The organism is Streptomyces sp. TP-A0356 (assembly GCF_001417775.1).
GTDB lineage: Bacteria > Actinomycetota > Actinomycetes > Streptomycetales > Streptomycetaceae > Streptomyces.
On sequence record NZ_BBZJ01000030.1, the window covers coordinates 42,909 to 65,176 of the forward strand.

General features: G+C 69.4%; 19 protein-coding genes and 4 pseudogenes. 11 read left to right on the forward strand and 12 right to left on the reverse strand.

Going from position 1 to position 22,268, the window contains the following annotated elements:
* Positions 1–20: 20 nt before the first annotated feature.
* From ASC56_RS31080 to ASC56_RS31095, 4 genes are all read left to right on the forward strand, one after another.
* Positions 21–1,250, forward strand: coding sequence for a hypothetical protein (locus ASC56_RS31080; protein ID WP_234377123.1), 1,230 nt, complete (start codon positions 21–23; stop codon positions 1,248–1,250).
* A gap of 112 nt (positions 1,251–1,362) precedes the next feature.
* The gene (locus tag ASC56_RS31085) at positions 1,363–2,496 is read left to right on the forward strand and encodes an NDP-sugar synthase (protein WP_055494930.1); all 1,134 of its coding nucleotides are present in this window, start codon (positions 1,363–1,365) and stop codon (positions 2,494–2,496) included.
* Positions 2,477–4,525: an acyltransferase family protein gene (locus tag ASC56_RS31090; protein ID WP_055494931.1), complete on the forward strand. Its 2,049-nt coding sequence runs from the start codon at positions 2,477–2,479 to the stop codon at positions 4,523–4,525. Before ASC56_RS31085 ends, ASC56_RS31090 begins: the two co-directional genes overlap by 20 nt.
* A 635-nt stretch (positions 4,526–5,160) precedes the next feature.
* A complete protein-coding gene (locus tag ASC56_RS31095; protein WP_055494932.1) occupies positions 5,161–5,808 on the forward strand; it encodes an IS3 family transposase in 648 nt (215 codons plus the stop codon).
* A gap of 11 nt (positions 5,809–5,819) precedes the next feature.
* Here the strand turns inward: ASC56_RS31095 and ASC56_RS31100 are convergent.
* The 3 genes and pseudogenes from ASC56_RS31100 to ASC56_RS31110 all read right to left on the reverse strand — a co-directional run bounded on the left by ASC56_RS31100 (position 5,820) and on the right by ASC56_RS31110 (position 7,877).
* A pseudogene (locus ASC56_RS31100) lies at positions 5,820–6,711 on the reverse strand (IS982 family transposase).
* A gap of 147 nt (positions 6,712–6,858) precedes the next feature.
* Entirely contained in the window at positions 6,859–7,227 is a 369-nt protein-coding gene (locus tag ASC56_RS31105) for a hypothetical protein (protein WP_159039734.1), read from the reverse strand.
* A gap of 179 nt (positions 7,228–7,406) precedes the next feature.
* Complete coding sequence (locus ASC56_RS31110) at positions 7,407–7,877, reverse strand: thioredoxin family protein (protein WP_159039735.1); 471 nt, start codon at positions 7,875–7,877, stop codon at positions 7,407–7,409.
* Between the two features lie 633 nt (positions 7,878–8,510).
* On the opposite strand from ASC56_RS31110, the gene ASC56_RS31115 reads away from it, so the two are divergent.
* On the forward strand, positions 8,511–9,134 hold the full coding sequence (locus tag ASC56_RS31115) for a TetR/AcrR family transcriptional regulator (protein ID WP_055494935.1): 624 nt from the start codon (positions 8,511–8,513) through the stop codon (positions 9,132–9,134).
* Positions 9,127–9,786: a VC0807 family protein gene (locus ASC56_RS31120; protein ID WP_055494936.1), complete on the forward strand. Its 660-nt coding sequence runs from the start codon at positions 9,127–9,129 to the stop codon at positions 9,784–9,786. The genes ASC56_RS31115 and ASC56_RS31120 overlap by 8 nt, the downstream gene beginning before the upstream one ends.
* Before the next feature lie 113 nt (positions 9,787–9,899).
* On the opposite strand, the pseudogene ASC56_RS40125 reads toward ASC56_RS31120, so the two are convergent.
* From ASC56_RS40125 to ASC56_RS31135, 4 genes and pseudogenes are all read right to left on the reverse strand, one after another.
* Positions 9,900–10,043: pseudogene (locus ASC56_RS40125) on the reverse strand (IS701 family transposase); the annotation flags it as partial.
* A gap of 471 nt (positions 10,044–10,514) precedes the next feature.
* Positions 10,515–10,945: pseudogene (locus tag ASC56_RS43245) on the reverse strand (erythromycin esterase family protein).
* Between the two features lie 50 nt (positions 10,946–10,995).
* Positions 10,996–11,769 (reverse strand): phosphoribosyltransferase, encoded by a 774-nt coding sequence (locus tag ASC56_RS42260; RefSeq protein WP_234377124.1) that lies wholly within the window; start codon positions 11,767–11,769, stop codon positions 10,996–10,998.
* A gap of 437 nt (positions 11,770–12,206) precedes the next feature.
* Positions 12,207–14,561, reverse strand: a complete 2,355-nt coding sequence (locus tag ASC56_RS31135) for an FUSC family protein (protein ID WP_234377125.1) — start codon at positions 14,559–14,561, stop codon at positions 12,207–12,209.
* A gap of 531 nt (positions 14,562–15,092) precedes the next feature.
* Here ASC56_RS31135 and ASC56_RS31140 point away from each other — a divergent pair.
* Positions 15,093–15,635 (forward strand): MBL fold metallo-hydrolase, encoded by a 543-nt coding sequence (locus ASC56_RS31140; protein WP_055494940.1) that lies wholly within the window; start codon positions 15,093–15,095, stop codon positions 15,633–15,635.
* A 37-nt stretch (positions 15,636–15,672) separates the two neighbouring features.
* Positions 15,673–16,728, forward strand: a complete 1,056-nt coding sequence (locus ASC56_RS31145; RefSeq protein ID WP_234377126.1) for an LLM class oxidoreductase — start codon at positions 15,673–15,675, stop codon at positions 16,726–16,728.
* Positions 16,729–16,769: 41 nt separating this feature from the next.
* Here the strand turns inward: ASC56_RS31145 and ASC56_RS31150 are convergent, their stop codons facing one another.
* On the reverse strand, positions 16,770–17,381 hold the full coding sequence (locus ASC56_RS31150) for an NADPH-dependent FMN reductase (RefSeq protein WP_055494941.1): 612 nt from the start codon (positions 17,379–17,381) through the stop codon (positions 16,770–16,772).
* 13 nt (positions 17,382–17,394) lie between these two features.
* Positions 17,395–17,745, reverse strand: a pseudogene (locus ASC56_RS31155) (aldo/keto reductase); the annotation flags it as partial.
* Positions 17,746–18,199: 454 nt separating this feature from the next.
* Here ASC56_RS31155 and ASC56_RS42880 point away from each other — a divergent pair.
* Positions 18,200–18,331 (forward strand): hypothetical protein, encoded by a 132-nt coding sequence (locus ASC56_RS42880; protein WP_267887644.1) that lies wholly within the window; start codon positions 18,200–18,202, stop codon positions 18,329–18,331.
* 126 nt (positions 18,332–18,457) lie between these two features.
* On the opposite strand, the gene ASC56_RS40770 is transcribed toward ASC56_RS42880, so the two are convergent.
* Positions 18,458–18,622 (reverse strand): hypothetical protein, encoded by a 165-nt coding sequence (locus ASC56_RS40770; protein WP_159039736.1) that lies wholly within the window; start codon positions 18,620–18,622, stop codon positions 18,458–18,460.
* Positions 18,623–18,772: 150 nt separating this feature from the next.
* Positions 18,773–19,063: a DUF2267 domain-containing protein gene (locus ASC56_RS31165; protein WP_234377127.1), complete on the reverse strand. Its 291-nt coding sequence runs from the start codon at positions 19,061–19,063 to the stop codon at positions 18,773–18,775.
* A gap of 123 nt (positions 19,064–19,186) precedes the next feature.
* Here ASC56_RS31165 and ASC56_RS31170 point away from each other — a divergent pair, with 123 nt between their 5' ends.
* Both ASC56_RS31170 and ASC56_RS43250 read left to right on the forward strand, forming a co-directional pair.
* Positions 19,187–20,611 carry an NAD-dependent succinate-semialdehyde dehydrogenase gene (locus ASC56_RS31170; RefSeq protein WP_055494943.1) on the forward strand — a complete coding sequence of 475 codons (1,425 nt, stop codon included), beginning with the start codon at positions 19,187–19,189 and terminating at the stop codon, positions 20,609–20,611.
* Between the two features lie 167 nt (positions 20,612–20,778).
* Positions 20,779–21,039, forward strand: coding sequence for a hypothetical protein (locus ASC56_RS43250; RefSeq protein ID WP_159039737.1), 261 nt, complete (start codon positions 20,779–20,781; stop codon positions 21,037–21,039).
* A 39-nt stretch (positions 21,040–21,078) separates the two neighbouring features.
* Here the strand turns inward: ASC56_RS43250 and ASC56_RS31175 are convergent, their stop codons facing one another.
* Positions 21,079–22,149, reverse strand: a complete 1,071-nt coding sequence (locus tag ASC56_RS31175) for an NADH:flavin oxidoreductase/NADH oxidase (RefSeq protein WP_055494944.1) — start codon at positions 22,147–22,149, stop codon at positions 21,079–21,081.
* Between the last annotated feature and the right edge of the window lie 119 nt (positions 22,150–22,268).

Below are 22,268 nucleotides of genomic sequence, written 5' to 3' on the forward strand. Positions count from 1 at the left end.
TCCCTCGGACACACAGACTGATGATGAAGCGTTCACGTTCCCGGCTGCCCCTGCTCGCCATCTTCCCGGTGACCGTCCTCAGCCTCGTGCTGGGCACCCCCTTCCTCCTCGGCAACCACCCGGTGCGCTGGGAGTCGGGCTCGGTCCTTCCGAAGATCGTCGTCGGCGACTCCCCGGAGTCCGGCTCCGGCGCCCCGACGGCCGGCACCCCGAAGAGCTCCGTGCCGTCCACCGCCGACGCCCTCAAAGTGGCGAAGCCCTGGAAGCCGGGCGCGGCCCAGTGGGGCGTACAGATCTACTGGGAGGAGGAGAAACAGAAGCGTTCCGACGCGTTCATCGAGGCGCAGGCCCAGAAGCAGGCCACGTACCTCGTCGGCCTGGGCGCCAACTCGGTGTCGCTCTCCTTCCCCTTCTACACCGAGGGCCGTACGTCCGATGTGACGAAGACCGGACCCGGGACGCCGTCCCCGGAACGCGTCCGGCGTGTCTTGAAGGTCTTCGAGGACGCCGGCTTCCGCACGACGATCCGCCCTGTCATGGACGAGGCCTCCCTGAACCCGCCGACCGGCTGGCGCGGCAACATCGAGCCCGCCTCCCGCTCCGCCTGGTTCCGCTCCTACCAGACCTTCCTCGCCCCGTACCTCAAGGTCGCCCAGGACGAGAAGGCGAACACTTTCGTCATCGGCACCGAACTGACCTCGATGGAGGGCGACTCCGGCTGGGACTCGCTGGTCGCCTCCGCGGAGAAGTCCTTCTCCGGCGAGGTCGCCTACGACGCCAACTGGGACAAGTACGTGACCGGCCGCATCAACATCCCGGTCAACCACCTCGGCATCGATGCCTACTTCCCGGTCAAGGTGCCGGACACCGCGCCGGTGAGCCGGCTGGTCAAGGGCTGGAACGAGTGGCTGGACAGGAAGTCCACCGGCGCCCTGCCCCATATCACCCTCTCCGAGGCCGGCATCGGCGCCATGGACGGCGCCTACCACGCACCCGGCGACTTCTACGCCCGCCGGACCGTCAACCCGACAGTGCAGGCCAACTGGTACAAGGCCGCCTGCCAGGTGGTCCAGGAGCGCCGGATGACCGGCGTCTACTGGTGGTCGATCTGGTTCGACGACGACCCCAACACGCCACCGGATGACAAGACCGCCTCACGTCTGGACTTCGCCGGCCGCACGCAGAGCGAGCAGGCCATCAAAGCCTGCTTCAGCTCCGGCTACACAGGGCCGGGCAACACCGCCCCGTAACTGCCGAACCGTGAAGATCCCCGGACATCCCGAGAGATCCAGAGAGCCCGACAGCTCCTGAGAGCCCCCCACACCACCACCATCCGTCCCCGCGACCCAAGGCGGACACCACATGACTGAAGCGATCCTCCTCGTGGGCGGTCAGGGCACCAGACTCCGACCTCTGACCAGCCACATGCCCAAGCCGCTGCTCCCGGTGGCCGGGGTGCCGTTCCTCACGCACCAACTGGCGCGCGCAGCCGCAGCGGGGGTCACCCGGATCGTCTTCGCCACCTCCTACCTGGCGGAGCTCTTCGAAGCCGAGTTCGGCGACGGCGGTCAGCTCGGCCTGGAGCTGGAGTACGTCACCGAGAAGGTCCCCCTCGGCACCGGCGGCGCCATCCGCAACGCCGCCGAACGGCTGCGCAGCGCCCCCGACGAGCCGGTGCTCGTCCTGAACGGCGACATCCTCTCCGGCCTCGACATCGCGGCTCTGCGCGACGGCCACCGGGCCTCCGGCGCCGACGTCACCCTGCACCTCAAACGGGTGGACGACCCACGCGCCTTCGGCCTCGTCCCCACCGACGCCGACGGCCGCGTCACGGCGTTCCTGGAGAAGCCGCAGACGCCCGAAGAGATCACCACCGACCAAATCAACGCCGGCTGCTACGTCTTCACCCGCGCGGTGCTCGACCGCATCCCCGCCGGCCGGGTCGTCTCCGTGGAGCGCGAGACTTTCCCCGAGCTGCTCGCCTCCGGCGCCCATGTGCGCGGCGTCGTCAACGACTGCTACTGGCTCGACCTCGGCACCCCGGCTGCGTTCGTCCAGGGCTCAGCCGACCTGGTACGCGGAAAGGTCGCCTCCCCCGCGCTGCCCGGCCCGGTGGGCGAGGCCCTGGTGCTGCCCGGCGCCCATGTCCACCCAAGCGCCGTGCTCAGCGGCGGCACGGTGGTGGGCCCCGGTGCGGTGATCGGCGAGGGCACGGTCGTCGAGGGCAGCGTGCTGCTGGCCGGTGCCCGGATCGACGCCCGCGCCAGCCTCCACCGCTCCGTAATCGGTCGGCACGCCCGGATCGGCGGGGGCAGCGTCCTCGACGCGGTGGTCGTCGGCGACGGCGCCCGGATCGACGAGGGCAACGAACTCCCGCCCGGCCTGCGCATCGCCTGCGGCGCCCACCTTCCCGCGCACGGCGTCCGCACCTCCGCCTCTGCTGCCCCCTGCACGATCGCCCACTCCGGAGCTCCCCATGCATCTACACCCCACTGACCGCCCCAGACCCGAGGGTTGGGGGCCGCAACAGGCGTACGGGGGCTACAGCCAGCAGGGGTATGGCAACCCGCCACCCCCGCCGCAGTACGTCGACCAAGTAATCCCGCAGCAGCCGTACGCCCCCGAGCACGACACCGTCGTAGCCGCTCCGGAAGCCGCACCGGGGAAGGACGCGAAGCCGGAACCCGCCCCCCTGCGCTCCCGCTTCCACGCCGTCGACGGCCTGCGCGGCCTCGCCATCCTGTCGGTGCTGCTCTACCACACCAACTGGTTCAGCAATGGCCTCTTCGGCGTGGACGCCTTCTTCGTCCTCTCCGGCTTCCTGACCACGCTCGTCCTGATCCGCGAGGTGGAGCGCACCGGCCGCATCCGCATCGGCCGCTTCTATCGCCGCCGCTTCAAGCGACTGCTGCCTGGACTGCTGATCACGCTCGGCCTGGTAGTGGGGATCTCGTACCTCACCAGCCCGCTGAAGGAGGCGCAGTCGCTCTCCAAGCAGGCACTCGGCGCGCTGCTCCAGATCGGCAACTGGGCGCAGATCGCCCGCGGCGACGCGTACTGGGACCACTTCGGCGCGATCCAGCCCCTGTCGGCGATGTGGTCGTTGAGCATCACCGAGCAGTTCTACGTGGTGTGGCCGCTGGTCCTGGTCCTCGCCCTCGCCGTCTTCCGCCGTCGTGTGCTGCCCGTCGCGGTGCTCGCGGTGCTGCTGTTCGGCGCGTCCGCCTTGGTCGCACCGGTGATGTGGCGGGGTGGAAACCACGACACCGACTACCTGTACCTGGCGACGCAGACCCGAGCCGTGGCGTTCATGGCGGGCGCGGCAGCAGCCTTCGTGGTGTACCTGGTCCAGCGCGGGGCCGCCCGGCGCGGTGGCGGCCCGAAGGCCGGCTACCACCTGGCCTCCGTGACCGCGATCGTCTCGCTGGCCGCGGTGGTCTACTGCAGCATCAAGGTGAACACGTACCACGAGCCGCGGCTCTACGAGGGAGGCCTCGCCATCGTCGCCCTCCTGATCGCGGTGACCGCAGCCTGCCTCAGCACCGACCGCGGCCCGCTGGCCCGGGTCCTGCGCCTCAAGCCACTCATGGAGATCGGCCAGATCTCCTACAGTCTGTATCTGCTGCACCTGCCCGTGTACTGGCTGCTGTTGATGGCCTACCCGGACGTGAAGCCGTACGCCCTGTTCCTGCTGGGTACCGGCCTCACCTGGCTGCTCGCCATGATCATGCACTACACGATCGAGCAGTACCGCGTTCGCGACTGGCGCCCCTCCCGGGCGGTCCCCCTGTTCACCGCGGCCAGCCTCGTCATCGGCTTCGGCTCCTGGTACCTCCCCACCTACATCGCCCACTCCATGCACCCCGACGGCAAGCCGCTGGTCCTGACCCTCGGCGACTCAATGGCGGAGGACTTCGCGACGGCGCTGTCGCAGTACGGCGACAAGTACGCCGTGGTCGACGGCGGCCAGGGCGGCTGCGGCATCATGCAGCCCCAGGCGGTACGCGACCGTGTGGGCAAGGTTCTGAAGAACTGGCAAGCGTGCCTCGCCTGGAAGGACTTCTGGACGAAGAACTTGCAGAACGCCGAGCCGGACGCCGTCCTCGTGCACGTCGGCTGGGACGCGGCGGAGCAGCAGATCAGTGGCAGGTGGCTGACGTCCTGCGACACCGCGTACCGCACCCGCTACCTGAAGCAGCTGGACACTGCCGTCTCCCTGATCCACAAACAGGCCCCTAAGGCGAAGATCCTGCTCATGAACGAGCGCCGCGCCAACGGCGCCATCATCGACAAGTGGGGCACCTGCTTCGACGACGTGATCGGCACCTACGTGAAGTCCGCCCCGGCCCAGGTGTCCCTGGTGAACCTCGACGCGTACCTGTGCCGCAACGGCGACTGCATGCAGTACAACGCCCAGGGCAAGCGTCTCTACCCGGACGGCGACGGTGTGCACCTCACCAAGGTCGGCATGGGCTTCGTCACCCCGTGGCTGGAGCAACAACTGTCGGCTGCGCTGAAGTCATGACCCATGGCGGTCCTAACCTCGCGCTCTCACGCGTCGAGGGCTTTCGGCCGACGGTACGGGGGCCCTCCCGTTGCGCGGCAGCGAACTCGACGTTGCTCCGTCACCGCCACGCCTTCGTACGGTAAGCCGCGGAGCAGTGCCGACGTGAGCGGCGGCTGCCCTCGGGGAGCGGACTGCCGCACTGACTGCATCTCGGGACGGCCTTCCTACGCTTGCCAGAGTCCGCCCAGCCCTCCCCGACGACTAGAGGAAGCGCTGCCGTTCCCAGGCCCGTCACGCCGACAGTTCCGCGAACGGCAGCGCTGAGATCGTCCGCTTGGAGATGTTGTCGCTACCTGCGCTTCAGGGGTTCGGGTCGGCGCTTGGATCGGCCGGACGCGGACCGTACTGCGGCCGACGGTGTGTCTTGGGTCCTCGCGACCAGTGCAGCACCAGAGACGTCTTACCGACTCCCGCAGTGCCGGTTACCAGCAGCACTCGCGCATAGGGGAGATCGTCATCGAGCAGACGGTCAATAGGACTCCGTTAGGTCTGTCTTGATCTTGGTGTTGTGTGTGTTCTGCTGGGCAGGGGTTGGTGGCAGGTGGTGCAGATGCGAGCCGATCGGGCACCCATCGGACCTTGTGCTCGCACGAATGCTCTACCTGATCGCCACGCGGATCTTCGCGTGGCTGGTCCTGCTGTCCCGATCCTCCGCGGCGAAGGAGGCCGAGATACTGATCCTGCGACACGAAGTCGCGGTACTGCGCCGGCAGGTCGCGGCCCCCAAGCCCCCCTGGCCCGACCGGACAGTGCTCACCACCTTCGCCCGACTCCTCCCACGGGCGCTACGCCAGCACCGGACCGTCTCCCCGCGCACCCTCCTGACCTGGCAGCAACGCCTGATCAAGGACAAGTGGACACAACCCGCCTCGCCGGGACGCCCGCCGATACCCGACGAGCTGTGCGACCTGATCCTCCGGCTCGGCACCGAGAGCCCACGATGGGGCTTCCGGCGTGTCCACGGCGAACTCCGCCCCCTCGGGCACAAGGCCAGCCCGGCCACCGTCCGCCGCACCCTACGCACCGCCGGCCTCGGGCCGGCCCCTCGCCGACAATCGGCGCGCGATGAGTGGACCGCCTTCCTCAAGGCCCAGACCCACGGCCTCCTCACCACCGACCACTTCCACCTCGACACGGTCGGCCTGCAACGGCTGTACGCGCTGTTCGTCATGGAGGCCCGCACCCGCACCGTCCACATCCCGGGGGGTCATCGCGCACCCCACCGCGGCCTAGACGAGTAGTTCCGATGTGTTCAGTGATCGAATGCGGTCAGAGATCTTAGGACGGGGGCGCCGGTCTTGTGGTTGTGCCAGACCGCGGCCGCCATAGCGAGGATGCGCTGGGCGGCGCGCACGGCAACACCCTCGAAGGTGCGTCCTCGTGCTGTTCCAGGTCCAGCTGGCCCTTGAGAGTGTCGTTGACCGACTCGATCAGCTGCCGTACCGACTTGAGCAGGGACTCGCCCTTGCGGCGCTTCTCCCGCTTGAAGGACGGCCGGAGCAACTTGCAGCCCCGGAAGGCGAGATCGGCCTCGAATTCCTTGGAGGCGAAGCCCTTGTCCGCAATGATCAGCAGGCCGGGTCGGTCGGTGGCCAGGGCCGGCTCGCGGTCCAGCATCGCAGCCAGTACCTCCCTCTCGTCGATCTTCGGGTTCGCCAGCGCCCAGGTGATCGGCATCCCCGTCGGCGTGCAGACCAGGAACAGGCGCAGACCCCAGAAGAACCGCGAATGCGAGGCGCAGTACCCGTATCCGGCCCAGCCGGCCATCTCCGACGCTTCACCGTCGGGCGCGACATGCCGCACGGAACCGGGGTGGAGTCGACGATCCAGTGGTTGTCGAACCAGAAGTCGCTGTCCACGGCGAGTAGCCGTATCGCCTTCTTGACCAGTGGTAGTGCGGCCCGTAGCCGTTTGTTGTATCCGGGCCGCTTGGGCAGGTACGGGAACATCGAGCCCAGGTTGGTGCGAGCGAACCGCAGCTAGCGGGTCTCGGAGGCAAAGCCCAACAGTGCCTGGGCAACGGCCAGACAGATCAGTTCGGAGTCGCTCAACTGCGGTGGCCTGCCCAGCCATCGGGTCTCTCCGACCTCGTCGTCGATCTTCACATACAGTCCGGTGAGGAGGGTGTTCAGGCTCTCGTTCATCACAATACGATCTTGGGTGCGCTCCCTGTGCTTCCGGATGCCAATGAGCGGTCGAGTCTGGCGGCTGCGTGTCAAGGTTGGCGGGTATCCTCCCCCTCCTCCGAATCCAGATCCACGCGAGTCCGTGACCTTGCCCGATATAGGCACTCAGTCCAACTGGATGGGGATGACGAGGTCCGTCACCGGGACCAAGCAAGTGCTGGTGCTGCAGGCGCCGTAGGACACGACGACCTGCGCGCTGGAGGATTCGGTGTGGGTGACGGGCAGCGTAATTGTGACCGGCCCGTCGGGGTAGACAGGCAGAATCACGCCCAGCCGCGGCAGTTTCAGCAATTGACCCGGCATGTCGGAAGTCGGTGGCCGTGTGGCACGCAGCCCGCCCCGAACCCCGAGCCGCGTGGGTGTGCCCAGCCCGTCCACACCGCCGACGGGCAGGTTGATGCTGTACAGATGGAAACCTGGCCGCAGCGGCCGGTAGGTCGCCGAGACCGTGCTACCCGAAACCACCACGGTCACCTTCACACCGTTCTGTACCGCACCGGCAGTGATCCTGCCGGCGGCGGTACGGCTGGGTACCCCCGACCGCACGTAGATGCACCCGATCCCCAGGGCTACCGCGACGCCCAGCAAGGCCGCCACTGCCAGTCGCAGTGGTGTACGCCCCGATCGGACTGTCAGAGTGGGGAACCTGGCCATCACACGTGGGGCTTTAGGAAGCCGATGATCTCGCTAGGACTGTTCGGTCGGTCGTTGTCGAACAGGCCGTCGTTGGTGGTTGCTTCCACTTTGCCGAGCGGAGACAGCAGCACCAAGCCTGGTAGACCGGTCTTCCCCAGGTCGAGCCCGTATGCCGCCGCGATGTCCATGTTGATCGCTGCGTTTTGGGGGCCGGTGTTGACTTGCACGAGGTGCAGGGATCTAACCATCGCTTGAACGCGGGGTGCCTTGAACGACTGCTCAAGTTGCGCGCAGCCGGGGCACCAGGAGGCACCGAAGTCGATGAGGACCGGCTCGTGATCGACCGTCGCCTTCTTCAGGGCCTTGTCGATGTCTCGCCACGCCGCCCGGGTCGCGTCGAAGTCCGGTGGCAGATAGACGGTGGCCGAAGTGGGGCTGGTCGTGCGTGTCGGCTGGCTCGCGGCCATCTTCGGCGTCGTGGTTGCCACCCGTGAAGGGACCGCTATCGACGTACCGGGCTTCGAGCCACCGGCCGAGCACGCCGCGGAAGATAGCGTGACCACGACAACGAAACCGAGTCGCGCAACAGCTATGAGGCTCTTGGGCATGAGAGGGGTCTCCACAAAGATCGCAAGGGGATTGGAATATAGCCGACACCCTCAAGCCGTTGGACGTGGGCAGCACCGGTCGTGTTGTCCCTGGTCAGGCAGGTTGGGTGACTTCGAGGATCCGGAGCGGCCGCGGGACCTGGAGGGCGGTCAGGATCGCCTGATGGGCCTTGGTTGCCTCGGTGCACTGGCGGAAGACTCCGACCGGTCCTGTGAACGTGCCGACGTGCAGGCGTTCCAGGTCGCGCCAGGACGGACCCTCAGCATTCGGAACTACTCGTCCAGTACTGCAACCGCATGTGGGGGTCATGGTCTCGTCGTTGGTAGTGGCAGCGGCGGGCTCGGACTTGGCTGCGGCGCCGGAAGTGTGACCACTGCGCACGCTGGCGCACGCGGGATTCCTGCCGGGGGTGCGCAAGTCCAGCTGGTAGGCGCGCGCCGGCGACAGCCCGGCCCGTGGCCGCGCGCGGGCCGAGCCGTTGACAAAATTATCCGTGCGGATAATCTTTATCCATGCGGATAACAGAGCATGGCTCCGCCCCGCACGGACGGGCGGCCGCGACCGCCGCGCGGCGGGCGCAGATCATCGAGGCGGCCATCGAGGTACTGGCGGAGTCGGGATACGTCGGGACGTCGTTCGACGTGATCGCCGCCCGCGCGTCGCTGAGCAGCAAGCGGCTGATCACCTATCACTTCCAGACGAAGGAACGGCTGTACGCCGCCGTCCTCGCCGAGGTCTTCGACCGGGCGGCCCGCTACATGGGCCCGCTGATCGCCGAACACAGCGGCTACCGCGCCAAGTTCCTCGCCTACATCAGGTCGAACCTGCGCTTCCTCGCCGAATCGCCGCGCGACATGCGCGCGGTCGGCGAGATCGTCTTCAACGCGTCGGCCGTCGTCGAGGGCGCCCAGGCGGCGTCCGACACGGCTCGGGAGCGGCTCGTGGCCGCCTTCCGTGAGGGTCAACGAGCGGGAGAATTCCGCGACTTCGACCCCGAGGTGATGGCGACGACCGTACGTTGTGCGATCGACGGGGCGGGCGCCCGGTTCGCCGAGGGGGCGGACGCAGCCGCGTACGCCGAAGAACTGGTCGCCCTCTTCGACCGTGCCACCCGTAAGGCGGGAGACGATGAGTGACCTCACCGACCACGCCGCCGCCGAAGCCCCGCGCGAGCGGGCGAACTGGGTGGCCGTGCTTCTGCCCGTCGTCCTCGACGTCGCCGTTCCGACCGCCCTCTTTTACATACTCCGCGGCCAAGGCTTCGGAGTGATCACCTCCGGTCTGCTGTCCGGCATCCTCCCCGCCGTCCGCACGCTCTATTCAATGGTGACCCGCCGCCGCGTCGACGGGCTCGCCCTCTTCATGCTCAGCGCGCTGATCGTGGGCGGCGCGGCCTCGCTCCTGATGCACAGCGCCCGGCTGCTGCTGGCGAAGGACGGCGCCATCACGGCCTTGTGCGGGCTGTGGATGCTGGGCACCCTGGCCCGCCCGCACCCGTTCTTCCTGCACGCCGGCGAGGCCATCGCCATCGCCAAGCGCGGCCCGGCCAAGGGCGCCGCCTGGGCCCGGCGCTGGGTCGACGAACCCGCCTTCCGGCGCGGGCTGCGGCTGATGACCGCTCTGTGGGGCACCGCCCTCGTCCTGGACGCCGTCGTCCGGATCGTCCTCGCCTACTCCCTGCCCGTCGACGAGGTTCCGCTGGTGACGTTCATCCAGTGGTACGTGCTGGGCGGGCTGCTCTACGCCTTCACGTTCATCTATGCAGCCCGCAGGAAGCTGCTGGCCTGAGCGGGCGGACTCGTTGTCAGACCCTCCTGCCAGACCCACGCCCGCGGGACGGGCGGTGGCGGAGACGGGCTACGGGGGTGCTCGTCTCCGCCACCGCCCGCCCCACGGGCGGGCCGCTCCAGCGGGGCAACCAGCCCCCGCATATAGGCCAGCGCCGACTCCCGCGGCTCCGATCTGCTGAACCGGTGCACGAAACGCTCGTGCAGAGCGTCGAGTTCACCGGCCCATAACCTGACGCCAGCAAGGTCCCCACCCACAACCACACCCAACGACTGAACTGGTCAGCAGTCATGGCAAACACCGTTGCAGTAGTAGGTGCTGTTTCGATTGGTGCCAGCGTCCTGTGACCATCGCCGGAGGCGACAACGGTCCAGGTCACGAAGGCTCCGGCGGTGCGGCGACCGCAGTAGCGCGAGCAACGATCAGGACCGCGCGCTGCTGGCGGCCCTCGCCCGGCTCCTACCGCGGGCGCTCCGCGCACACCGGATCGTCTCCCCACGCACCCTGCTCGCCTGGCACCAGCGCCTAGTGAAGAAGAAGTGGACCAGCCGCCCCTTCCAGGTCGCCCGTTGCTGCCCGACGAGCTTCGAGACCTGATCGTCCGGCACGGCGCCGAGAATATCTGACGTCTCCCGCTGCGGCGGCTTGGTCAGGCCGCAGTTGCGATGGGGGTTCGCCCCAGCGGTACGTTCGAGCTTGGCCTCGCGGCGACCTGCCGCTCGCAGGTCTCACCCGCTCCGAAGGCGGCCTCGAACCCCCAGGCCCTGGGCGTCGCCGTCGGTGTGGTAGTGATCGAAGCAGGCGTAGCGCTCGCGGGCCCGCTTCGCCGCCTCGGGATCGACGCGGTCCAGGTAGCTGATGACTTCCTCGATCGAGCGGTACAGGCTGTACAGGTCGAGACCGTGGAAGCCCGCTTTCGCGCGCTCGCCGCCGGGGACCCGGTCGTTGTGTTCCCGCAGCCATCCACAAAGTCCAGCACCGCAGTGTTCCGCCACATCCAGGCGGGCAACCGCCGAAAGCCGCGCAGTGACTCCTCGGCCGTGACGTCGTCGCTGCGGTCCCGGACGTAGCGGTTGACCCGGTAGGAGTTTGGCCAGTCGGCCTCGGCCGCGACCGCGACCGCGCAGAAGCCCTTCTCCTCGATCAGCCGCTGCGTCATGCGGGCGCGCGCCTGGTAGAAGTCGTGCGTGCCGTGTGAGGCCTCGCCGATCAGCACGAAGTGCGCGTTGCCCACCAGGTCGAACAGTGCCTCGTCGCTGGGCAGGCCGTCCTCGACAGGCAACGCCTCGGCGCTGATGAGAGCGACCACGCTCGCCCCCTCCTCGGCCGGCTTCGCGGGCCTGCTCGCCACCCGGCGCAGCAGCCCCCGCACCTCCTCGTCCGTGATCTGGCGGAAGTCCCAGTAGGACGTGCCGACGGCGAAGAACGGCGACGGGGTGGTGGCGCAGACCACGTCGTCGGCCATGTCGGCCAGCTCGCGGCAGGTCGACTCGGGGCGGCAGGCACCGCGACGACGATCCTCGCCGGCCGGTGGCGGCGCAGGGCCTGGGTCGCGGCACGCGTGCCGGCCCCGGTAGCAAGGCCGTCGTCGACCAGGATCACCGTGCGGCCCTCCAGCTCGGGCGCGGGCCGTCCCTCCCGGTAGGTCTGCTCCTGGCGTAGCAGTTGCCGGGCCTCCCGCTCGACGGCGCTGCGCAGCGTGCCCGGCAGGATACCCAGGCCACGGACGACGTCCTCGTTGAACACCACCAGTCCGCCGTCCGCGATGGCTCCCATCGCCACCTCCTCCTGACCGGGCACGCCGAGCTTGCGGACCGGGAAGACATCGAGTGGGGCACCCAGGACTGTGGCGACCTCGTACGCCACCGGTACGCCGCCGCGCGGCAGGCCCAGCACGATCACATCGGGATCGCCCCGGTAGCGTTCCAGGAGCTTGGCGAGGACCCGGCCAGCTGCGCGATCACTGAACAGGCGGTTCGACATGGGCGAGCTCCGTGCGATGTGCGTTGCGTGATCGAGGCCGGGTTCCGATGCGCGGCTCCCGGGATCACGGCGAGGGATGCACGGCTTTCGTCGTCATCGTTGGCGAGATCATGCCCGCGTGCTCGGCAGGTCGCACGAACCGGCCTCAGTCGATGGGAGAGGTTCGTCCTTTTCGCTGTTTCACCGACAGCGGCTCGTGTACGACGAATCTGTGTCAATTGGACGAATCCGCGTCGATTGTACGTCCGGCGCCGCAGGCCGGGCCGGTCACGCAGCACCCGCCGTGGCCGGATGCGGGGCGGATCTGTCACCACCCGGTCACCGGCCCCGATCGGCCTGGTGAGCGCAGGCCCGCTGCCGGCATCGTGGCGCCGCCGGGACCATGACGCCTCGTCAGCCGAACCACCGCCGCGATCGCCCACCGGGGGCGCGGCGTCCTACCGGCCCGCGGCAGCTGTCTGCGTCGGCCGGGTGTCCGGCTCGGCCTGCTGTTCCTTGAATCCCATGCCGAGCGGGCGGGCGAGTCCCAGGACGTCTTCGTCCACCCGCTGCAGATGACGCAGTGCCACCTGAGTGAGCCGGTTTCGCTGCTGCTCCGTCTCCGGCGCCGTCCGCCTTCCGGATCCGGGGGCGTGAGGGGCTTCGGAGTCCTTCTGCGCGGTGGCGGTTCGCGCCTCGGCGTCGAGAGGCTCCCGGCAGCCACCCTTGGTCTGCAGGCACTCGATGAGCGCGCCGAGGTTGCGGTCTACGCGTCCTGCCGCCTCGGATAGCCGCGCATCGCTCACGAGCCCCCGATTGCCTGGCGCGGGCTGGGCGACGGCCGCGAGGTTGCGGGCGTGGTAGGCGGCCGTCTCCAGCAGTCCCAGGACGTAACGGGTGAGCCGCCGGCGACGGCGCAAGGGGGTGATCGGATGGCGCAGCGGCAGAGTGGTGGTCCGCAGATCGGCCAGTGCGCTGTCCAAGGCCCGTGCACGGTGGAGCAGGTCGACGGGGCGACCGCCGCCGAGCTCGGCCACACCCTCGCCGGTCACCTCACGCAGTCGTGAGAGCACTTCGCGGATCTGCTCCTCGGTGCGCTCCTGCGTCCGCACCGGCAACACCAGCAGGCCCACCACGACCGCGCAGGCGGCCCCCAGCGCGGACTCGCCCAGCCGGATCACGAGCAGGTCCGGGGTGAAGCTGTGCAACAGCGTGTAAAGCAGCCCGATCATCGCGGTGACGAAGAAGGACACCACCGCGTAGGAGATCGCGTAGAAAGTCCCGAACAGGCACAGGATGACCAGCGTGAACGCGGCCCAGGGCTGGTTGCCGACCAGGCCGGCCAAGCCGATTCCGGCCAGGACGCCGAGCAGGGTGCCCACCAGGCGCCGGGACCCTTTGACCAGGATTTCTCCGGCCGAGGAGGTGTTGACGAACACCACCCAGCAGGTGAAGACGGCCCAGTACCAGCGCTGCGGCGACAGCAGTTCGCCACCCACGATCGCCAGGGCCGAGGCGAGGGAAACCTGCACGGCGATGCGGGTGGTCGTGCGTTCCAGGCCGGCCGGTTCGCCCTCCTCCTCGGACTTCTCCCTCAGGGCGTCCTCGGCATCGAGGACGGCGTCCTCGGTTTGCAGCTCCTCCCGGCAGCGCACGGTCTCGGGGCTGTCATCCGGACTCTCCTCGCTCTCGTCAGGCCCTGTCAGTGCCAGGCGCAGGCCGAGCAGGGCTCGGCTGACGTCGCCGATCGCCCGGAACACGTCCTGCACGGCAGGGGGCGCGTCGGGCAGCCGTTCGTCGTCGCGGTAGCTCAGGAGCCGGTCCCGCACGATCTTCAGGCCGACACCGTGGTCGCTGCCGGGGGCCCGCCCGGCGACCACTTTCAGCGCGTGCAGATCGGCGATGAGACGGTGGATGACCTGCTCGTCGGCCGTGCGCAGCGGTACCGAGACGTCCGGTGGCACGCGGCCGGTGCGCTCGGTGATGTCGCTGGCGACGGGATTGACCCCCTGCAGGCCGAGCGCCCCTGTCAGCAGGACCGCGAGGTGTTCGGCGGCGACTTCCGCCTCGGCGATGCGCCGCTGGACATGGGCTGCCGTGCAGTGCTCCCGGATCGTGTCGTCCAAGTGGTCCTGGATCATCAGTGCTGCCTGATGCAGGGCAGCCGTGCGCCGCCGCAGACGGCGCACGGCCCGTTCGGCGCCAGGTGTTCCCGGCTTCTGCCGAGCCAGGTCGATGACTGCCTCAAGGTGCTGCACCAGTCGCGCGCGGAACGCCTCAAGCAGTCGTTGCAGGGTGCCCTGCGACGACGTCGGGACGAGCCCGAACCTCACCACCGCGCTGCAGACCGCACCGATCACCAGCAGCAGGCACAGCTGAGGCAGCCACTGCGGGTGAGGCCTGACGAACTGGGTGATGAAGAACATCTGAAAGGCGATGACGCCCAACGCGCTGCACCGTCTGCTGAACCGTCGCGCGTAAGCGGCCGCGAAGATCACCAGGACGCAGACCACGTCGCTCACCAATCGGTGGTGCACCAGCAGGGCTCCGAAAGCCAGCGCGGTCAGACCGGTCGGCAGTCCCAGAGCCAGCGTGATCGCCTGATCGCGCCGGTGCGGATCGGAGACGGCGAACGAGAAGACCTCCGCCGCCGTCGCACCGGTGACCAGGAGCGGAAGAGGGATGTGCAGCGTACTCATCACGACGACGGACAGCAGCACGCTCAAGACGATGCGCAGCGCGTTCAGCAGCCGGATGAACCCGGGATCGGAGGCGATGACCCGGTCCCACGCGGACGTCCAGACATCCCCCACCTGCCCGGCCGGCCCCACAGTGCCTGCGGGTACTCGTTGCTGCGCGGTGTCCTGGTCCGTGGCTGGACCTCCCGAAGCGTTCCGGCCCCCGGTAACGGCTCTCGTGGGGCCGCCGACCGGCGTGCAGGCGGGGCACGCGGCGTGCCCGGACACCCTCAACCAGGCGGGTACCCGCATACACCGCGATCACCGTGTCCCGCCGGTGGCTGCACCTCCCTCAAGACTGCCAGTCCCCGCCCGGTGTGACAGCCGGCGCGGCGTTGATCTTGCCGGTCGAAGGGTTCCGCGTCAGCCGTCGCCGTCCAGCGGTCCCTCCAGGGCGTGCCGGACTTGCCGCACCGCGCCCTGCGAGGTCCACTGGCGTAGAGGGCTTCGCCGGGAAGGGGGCGTCCCATGAAACCGCCGGTACGCGATCCGATCACGCGCTTGGTGCGCCATGACGGCCGGCTCCCGGCGGTGACGTCCCGATGGCCGCCCACGTCGAACACCTGCTGACGGTCGGCAGCCTGACCGGGGGCGCACGGCGTCCCCGTGCAGCTGGAGAACAACGTGTGGATCGTCGGCGACGACGAACAGGTCCTCGTGATCGACGCCGCCCACGAGCCCGATCTCATCGCGGAGGCGGTCGGCGACCGCCGCCTTGTCGGGATCGTGTGCACGCGCGCGCACAGCGGCCACGTCGATGCGGCCGTGGAGCTGTCCGAACTGACCGCGGCACCCATCCTGCCGCACCGCGACGACCTCAGGCTGTGGCACGACATATACCCGGACCGCACCCCCGACGACGACCTCACCGACGGCCGGCAGATAGACGTCGCGGGAACGGAACTGACGGTAGGTCACACTCCCGGGCACACGCCGGGCTCCGTCACGCCGCGTCGAGCGCCGCCACACGTACCTGGACTCCGACGTGTGCGTCGGGACCATGCCGATCAGCCGCACCGTGCAGGCCGTCGTCCTCGTCGCGACGGCAGCGGTGACGGACGCTGGTCCGGCACCGCTGGCCCGGTGGGGGCTCAGGGGGCGGTGGTCCCGCCGCCCGCCTCCGGTTGGGCAACCTCAGCACGCGTCTGATGCGCCCGGACTCGGCATGAAATCGCCGGAGAATCGCATGACACAATCGACAGTTCCTTCAGCCGGCGCACCCGTGGACGTCGAAGGCGGAGCGCAGCGGCCGTTCTCCGAGCACGCCGCCATGGCCAGGGCGTATCCCGGCGGCAGGATGACCGTGGGCGCCATCACGCCCCTGGAGGGCTTCGACGGGCCCGTGCCGTCCCTGGCCGGGCACATCGAGCGGATCCAGCAGGCCGAGCGGGCCGGCTTCGCCTCGGTGTGGGTCCGGGACGTGCCACTGCTGGACCCGAGCTTCGGGGACGCCGGGCAGGTCTTCGACCCGTGGGTGTACCTGGGGCAGCTCAGCGCCCGCACCACCTCGATCACACTGGGGACCGCCAGCATCGTCATGCCGCTGCGGCATCCATTGCACACCGCCAAGGCGGCCGCCTCGGTGGACCAACTGTCAGGCGGACGGCTCCTGCTCGGGGTGGCCACCGGTGACCGGCCCGTGGAGTTCCCGGCCTTCGGTCAGGACCCGGGCGGCCGGGCCGAGAGGTTCCGGCAGTCGCTGGAGTACTTCCGTGTCGTCCTCGAGCACCGTTTCCCGCACGTGGAGTCGCCGCTCGGCCGGATGCACGGCACCGATCTGCTGCCCAAGCCGGTGTACCGGCGGATCCCCGTACTGATGACGGGACGCGGCAGGCAGGACGTCCGGTGGATCGCCGACAACATGGACGGCTGGCTGTACTACACCCCGCCGCTCCAGCAGCAGGCCGAGAACATCCAGCGGTGGCGGGAGCTGACCCGGGGCGATGGCGGTGGATTCAAGCCGTACGCCCAGGCCACCTATCTGGATCTGACCGAGGACCCGCTGGCCCTGCCCCGGCGCATCCACCAGGGCTTCTCGGTGGGCCGGGTGTCGTTCCTGGCGATGATGCGGGCCTGGCAGGACATCGGCATCGACCAGCTGATGATCAACTTCAAGCACAGTCGCCGTCCGGTCGCCGAGGTGATCGACGAACTGGCCGAACACGTGCTGCCGCACTTCCCACCCGGGCGCTCCGGGGCGCGCGGCGAGCACCGGCGGCCCGTGGGGCGGACCGGGCCCTGAGGAAGCACGACCCCGGCGCCCCCGGCGTGACATGGCCGGGCTCAGTCCCGGACGGCCCCGGACGGCCGCTCCTGCGCGTAGTCGCACGTGCCCTCCGCCCGGAACTGCAGGGCTGCCCTGGTCACCTCCGTGCCGAGGCCGCGCAATTGGTCCGCGACCGCCTGGTCGGTGAGGCGTCCGTCGCCATCGAAGATCCGGGAGGACCGCGGGACCGCGAACACCAGCGGCACGGCCCAGCCGCGCAGCGACCGCACGATGAACTCCATCGCGTTGATCGCCTGCAGGCCCTGCACCCCACCGGCGGTCGTCAGCATCCCCACGGGTTTGTTGCTGAGGTAGGGCGGGTCGTGGTCGGCCAGGAGGGCGAGCCAGTCCACTGCGTTCTTGAACGCGCCGCTGACCGACCCGTGGTATGTCGGGCTGCTCCACAGCAGGGCGTCGGCTGCCTGAACGGTGTCCGCAAGCCGACGGGCGGACGCAGGGAATCCGTGCTCGGACGTGTAGAACGGAAGGTCCAGCCGCTTGAGGTCGATCACCTGAGTGTCGGCGCCTGCATCGGCCGCCCCCTCGACCGCCACACACAGTGCGGTGAGGCTGGTCGACGGGGTGCGCAGCGAACCCCCCATTCCGACGACGAGCGGGGGGCGCGCCATCCTGTCAACTCCTTCACAGCATCTCCAGGGGCGTGGGCCCGCTGGGCGGCGGGAACGCCTCGTCGAGGGCGTCGAGCGCCCCGGTGGGAAGGTGGAGGTCCACTGCGCCGCGGTTCTCCCGAACGTGGTCGGGTGATCCGGAACGCGGGATCGCGGCCACCCCCTGCTCCAGCACCCAGGCGAGTGCGACCTGGGCCGGCGTGGTTCCGAGGGCCCGGGCCACGGCATCCAGTGCCTCGACCTTCAGGAGCCGCCCCTGCTCGATCGGGGAGTAGGCCATGACCGTGACCCCGGCCTCGCGGCACCAGGGGAAGAGATCCCACTCGATGCCGCGCCGGGAGAGGTTGTACAGCACCTGGTCGCGAACAGGGCCGTGGCCAGCACCACCACCGCGAGCGCGACGGTGACCAGGGTGACCAGGGTGACCAGGTTGTAGGGGTACAGGGGGTGGTGCCGTGCAGGGAGGTGGGCGCCGCGCTCCCAGGGCTGGTGGTCGACGATGATCCACAGGCTGAGCGCGACGGCGGACACAGCGGTGATGACGGCATGCTGCACGGCGCCGAGTGCGGTGGCGAGGTTCCAGGTGGCGCTGTTGATGAACAGGACCGTAGCCGTGGCGAAAACGCCCGCCAGGCCCCGGGAGAGGGAGCCGAACAGCCGCCAGGGGCGGTTGGCGTACACCATGCCGGCGACGAGTCGGGTGTGGCCGCGCAGGCCGGGCACGACGTAGCGCCGGGGCTGCTCGGGGCCGGGACGGGTGTCCGGTACCGGTTCGCGCGGCGGGCGGCCGATCACCTCCGGGTGCCTGGCGTCTCCTCGTGCCCGACCAGCTCTCGTACGACATCAACGACGGCCTGCCGCACCCGGCGCCGAAGGCGGCGGACCCCAAGGGCGGGAAGGAGATGAGCGCGGCACGGAGCGCGGTGTCGACCTCGACGCTGATCGGGTAAAGCCGGGCCCGCCGCGGAAGGTCGGTGAGAAGATCCCCACGTCCCATTCGGCACCGTCCAGGTGGTTTCTGACGGCCTCGGCGATGTCGGAGACGTCGGCCTGCTCGCTCACGCTGAGCAGGGCGGTCATCGTGTGGACCTGCCATCCGCCCCGAGCACGGACTGCCCGGCGGAGAGGGTCGGGCAACCGGGGGCGAGAGCCCGGGCGATCTCCGACGGCAGACCGGGGTCGGCCACCAGCACGACGCGCACGGATCTGCCGGAGGAGGTCTCGGGCACGTCAGCCGTCATGACCACACCTTCGTGTGCGCCTCGCGCCATGGCGGCCGCGAGGGACCAGCGGTTCGCGGGTGTCACCCACCGTGCCGCCCGTCCCCGGCGCACACGCAGCGTCCGGGGCCGCTTGCGCCGTGACACGGGCTCCGTGCCGAAGGCTCCGGGTCACCCGGCGGATTCGAGGGCCTGGGAGAAGTCCGTTCCGAGCTGCGACAACAGGTCGTCGAACTCCTTCTCGCTGATCGCCTCCCGGAGCACGGCCAGGACGGTCCGCACACCCCGGTCGGCTTCCTCCTCCTTGAGCATGGTGCGGTCGGCCACGCGCCGCACGCTGTCATAGTGGCCGAAGCGCTCGATGCGGTGGGTGGTTCCCCGGCGCACCGCCTCCGCGAGGCCCTCGGGGAGTTCGATGATCAGGTCCCTGGCCTCCCCGGAGCTCAGCCTGTGGGCACCCACAGCTTGACGCCTCCGTACACCGTGGTGTGCAGGGCCTCAGCTTGCCGTGGCATGGGACGCATCAGCAGGTGTGAGCGGGTCCGGGCGTGGGAACCCGAGGTGCCCCGACTCCAGGGAGGCGCCATGGACGCCCATGTCACTGGCCAGGGGAGCCCCATCGCCACGGTCAATCCCTACACCGGTGAAAGGGTTCGGGAGTTCTCGGCCCTGAGCGCGGAGGACGTAGGACGCGCGATCGACGCGGCGCACCGTAGCTTTCCGGACTGGCGTGCCCGGCCGACGGCCGACCGCGGGGCCCTGGTGCAACGCGCCGGCCGGCTCATGAGGGAGCGCAAGGAGGAACTGGCGCGGCTGCTGACCCTCGAGGTCGGCAAGCTGATCAACTCCAGCCGTGCAGAGGTCGACCTCGCGTCCGACATCCTCACCTACTACGGCGAGCACGGCCCCGAGCTGCTGGAAGAGCGACCCCTGCCGGTGCCCAAGGGCACGGCCGTGCTGGTGAACGAGCCGCTCGGCGTTCTTCTCGGTGTGATGCCCTGGAACTTCCCGCTGTACCAGGTGGTCCGATTCGCGGGTCCGAACCTCGTCCTCGGCAACACGATCCTGCTCAAGCACGCGAGCAGTTGCCCCCAGTCCGCACTGGCACTCGAGCAGCTGTTCAGGGATGCGGGTGTGCCGACCGGGGTCTATACCAATCTCTTCGTGCGGGGCAGGGACGTCGGGAAGATCATCGATGACTCTCGTGTGCAGGGAGCATCACTGACCGGAAGCGAGCGGGCGGGCGTGAGCTTGGGCGGGATCGCCGGCCGCAATGTCAAGAAGTCCGTCCTCGAGCTGGGTGGCAGTGATCCCTTCATCGTGCTGGACGGTCACAACCTCGAGCGCACCGTGTACGCCGCGTTCCTCGGCCGGATGGGCAACACAGGGCAGTGCTGCGTGGCGGCCAAGCGCTTCATCGCCCTTGCCGACGTCTACGACGCCTTCGTCACCGGGCTGCGCGACCGGATGAGCGAGGTGCGACCGGGAGATCCGGCCGACCCCGCCACCACGCTCGGCCCGCTGTCCTCCGAGGCCGCGGCCGAACTCCTGATGGAGCAGGTCCGCGACGCGGTGGACAAGGGAGCCACGGTGGTGCTGGGCGGTGGACGGCCCGACCTGCCGGGCGCCTTCGTCGAGCCGACCGTCCTCACCGACGTCACACCGGACATGCGGGCCTACCGGGAAGAGCTCTTCGGCCCCGTCGCCACGGTCTACCGGGTCGCCGACGAGGACGAGGCCGTGGCATTGGCCAACACCTCTCCCTACGGCCTGGGAGGCGCGGTCTTCGCCGCCGACCCGGAACGCGCTCGCGGGGTCGCGGACCGGCTGGAGGCGGGCATGGTGTGGATCAACCACCCGACCGCGTCCGGACCGGAGCTGCCCTTCGGCGGCATCAAGCGCTCCGGCTACGGGCGCGAACTCGGCGACGTGGGCATCGTGGAATTCGCGAACCGCAAGCTCGTGCGCTACGTGGACGCCGACGCCCCGATCGAAGAGGTGCTGGGCTGACCTACGAACGCTCTCGATGGCGAGCTGGTGGCGTGCCGAGCGGGACAGGCTGGCGTTCGAGCGGCTACACCAGCGGCTCGCCGGACGCGGGACGACTGCCGCCCAGGCACCGCGGCAGTGGCCGGCGCACAGCGCCCGTAGTCGCCTCTCTCCAATCGCTCCAGGGCGTGATCGAGATCGTTCAGATGCTCGCGCGCCGGGGGCAGCAGGGCGGCGACGTACGCCCGCTCGAAGGCCGTGCTCGCCCCCTCCGGGTCGTGCTCGTCGTCAATGGCCACCACTGCGTTCGCCTCGACGATCCCTTCGAACTCACGGCTCAGTGCGGATATCTGCTGCAGTGTGCCGACACGGTCGGCTGCCGGCACCCACGTATCGACTCGCTCGGAAGTACGGGAAAGGCGGCATTGCCGCATGGATCGCTCATATAGGAGGAGACCTCTTCGCCTTGGGTCCAATTCCCGGGTGCCTCAGCCGTGACGCGGGCGGCCACGCTCGTACTGCTTCGGCCACGGGACGTCGTCACGGAGCACGTGGGCCGCGCGGAGCGGCCAGGTCGGGTTGCGCAGCAGTTCGCGCGCGAGCATGATCGCGTCAGCCGAGCGGTCCACGAGGATCTGGTCGGCCTGCTCCGGTGCGGTGATCAGGCCGACCGCGGAGACGGGCAGGGCCGCGCCCTCGCGGACGGCTCGGGCGAAGGGCACCTGGTAGCCGGGCTCCACTTCGATGCGGGCGTTGTGGACGAGCCCGCCGCTGGTGACATCCACCAGATCGACGCCGTGGGCCACCAGGTGCCGCGACAGCTCGACCGTCTCCTCCGGGGTCCAGCCGCCGTCGGCCCAGTCCGTGGCGGAGAAGCGTACGAACAGCGGGCGGTCCTCCGGCCACTGCGCCCGTACGGCGTCGGTGACCTGGACCAGGAAACGGCTGCGCCCGTCGAGATCGCCTCCGTACTCGTCGCTGCGGTGGTTGGACAGCGGTGACAGGAACTGGTGCAGCAGATAGCCGTGCGCGGCGTGGATCTCCAGAACCTCGAAGCCGGCGGACAGCGCCCGCGCGGCGGCCTCGCCGAAGGCCCGGACCAGAGCGCGTATGTCGTCCGCGCCGAGCTCCCGCGGGGCCGGCCAGTCGCCGAATGGCAGCGGTGACGGTGCGACCGTCTGCCATCCTCCGGCCTCCGGTTCGACGTACACGTCACCCTCCCAGGGCGGTGCCGTCGACGCCTTGCGGCCGGCATGGGAGATCTGAATGCCGGCAATGGCTCCCTGCCCGTGGACGAAGTCGGTGATCCGCTTGTACGCGGCGGCCTGCCCGTCATCCCAGATGCCGGCGTCGGAAGGGGTGATCCGGCCCTCAGGTTCCACTGCCGTGGCCTCCTGCATGACCAGGCCGGACCCGCCGCGTGCCAGGGAACCGAGATGGACCAGATGCCAGTCCTGCGGATAGCCGTCGACCGAGCTGTACTGGCACATGGGGGCCACCCAGGCCCTGTTCGGAAAGGTCGTGCCGCGGAGGGTGAGCGGCGAGAAGAGACGGCTCATCGGAGGCCTCGCAGGGGGGACGTAGGACGCCGGGTGCCCCGCAGCCGTCGAGCCGTGACGGCCTGGGCTCCTGCGGGCGCCCCTCACGGTGGGGTGCACTCGAGTACCCGGCCGCTCGT

Coding starts and splice junctions, on each gene's coding strand:
- ASC56_RS31085 (WP_055494930.1), top strand. CDS start 1,363: ATGACTGAAGCGATCCTCCTCGTGGGCGGTCAGGGCACCAGACTCCGA.
- ASC56_RS31120 (WP_055494936.1), top strand. CDS start 9,127: ATGAGTGACCTCACCGACCACGCCGCCGCCGAAGCCCCGCGCGAGCGG.
- ASC56_RS31095 (WP_055494932.1), top strand. CDS start 5,161: ATGCTCTACCTGATCGCCACGCGGATCTTCGCGTGGCTGGTCCTGCTG.
- ASC56_RS31150 (WP_055494941.1), bottom strand. CDS start 17,381: ATGGCGCGCCCCCCGCTCGTCGTCGGAATGGGGGGTTCGCTGCGCACC.
- ASC56_RS31170 (WP_055494943.1), top strand. CDS start 19,187: ATGGACGCCCATGTCACTGGCCAGGGGAGCCCCATCGCCACGGTCAAT.
- ASC56_RS40770 (WP_159039736.1), bottom strand. CDS start 18,622: ATGACGGCTGACGTGCCCGAGACCTCCTCCGGCAGATCCGTGCGCGTC.
- ASC56_RS31175 (WP_055494944.1), bottom strand. CDS start 22,149: ATGAGCCGTCTCTTCTCGCCGCTCACCCTCCGCGGCACGACCTTTCCG.
- ASC56_RS31115 (WP_055494935.1), top strand. CDS start 8,511: ATGCGGATAACAGAGCATGGCTCCGCCCCGCACGGACGGGCGGCCGCG.
- ASC56_RS42260 (WP_234377124.1), bottom strand. CDS start 11,769: ATGTCGAACCGCCTGTTCAGTGATCGCGCAGCTGGCCGGGTCCTCGCC.
- ASC56_RS31145 (WP_234377126.1), top strand. CDS start 15,673: ATGACACAATCGACAGTTCCTTCAGCCGGCGCACCCGTGGACGTCGAA.
- ASC56_RS31080 (WP_234377123.1), top strand. CDS start 21: ATGATGAAGCGTTCACGTTCCCGGCTGCCCCTGCTCGCCATCTTCCCG.
- ASC56_RS31090 (WP_055494931.1), top strand. CDS start 2,477: ATGCATCTACACCCCACTGACCGCCCCAGACCCGAGGGTTGGGGGCCG.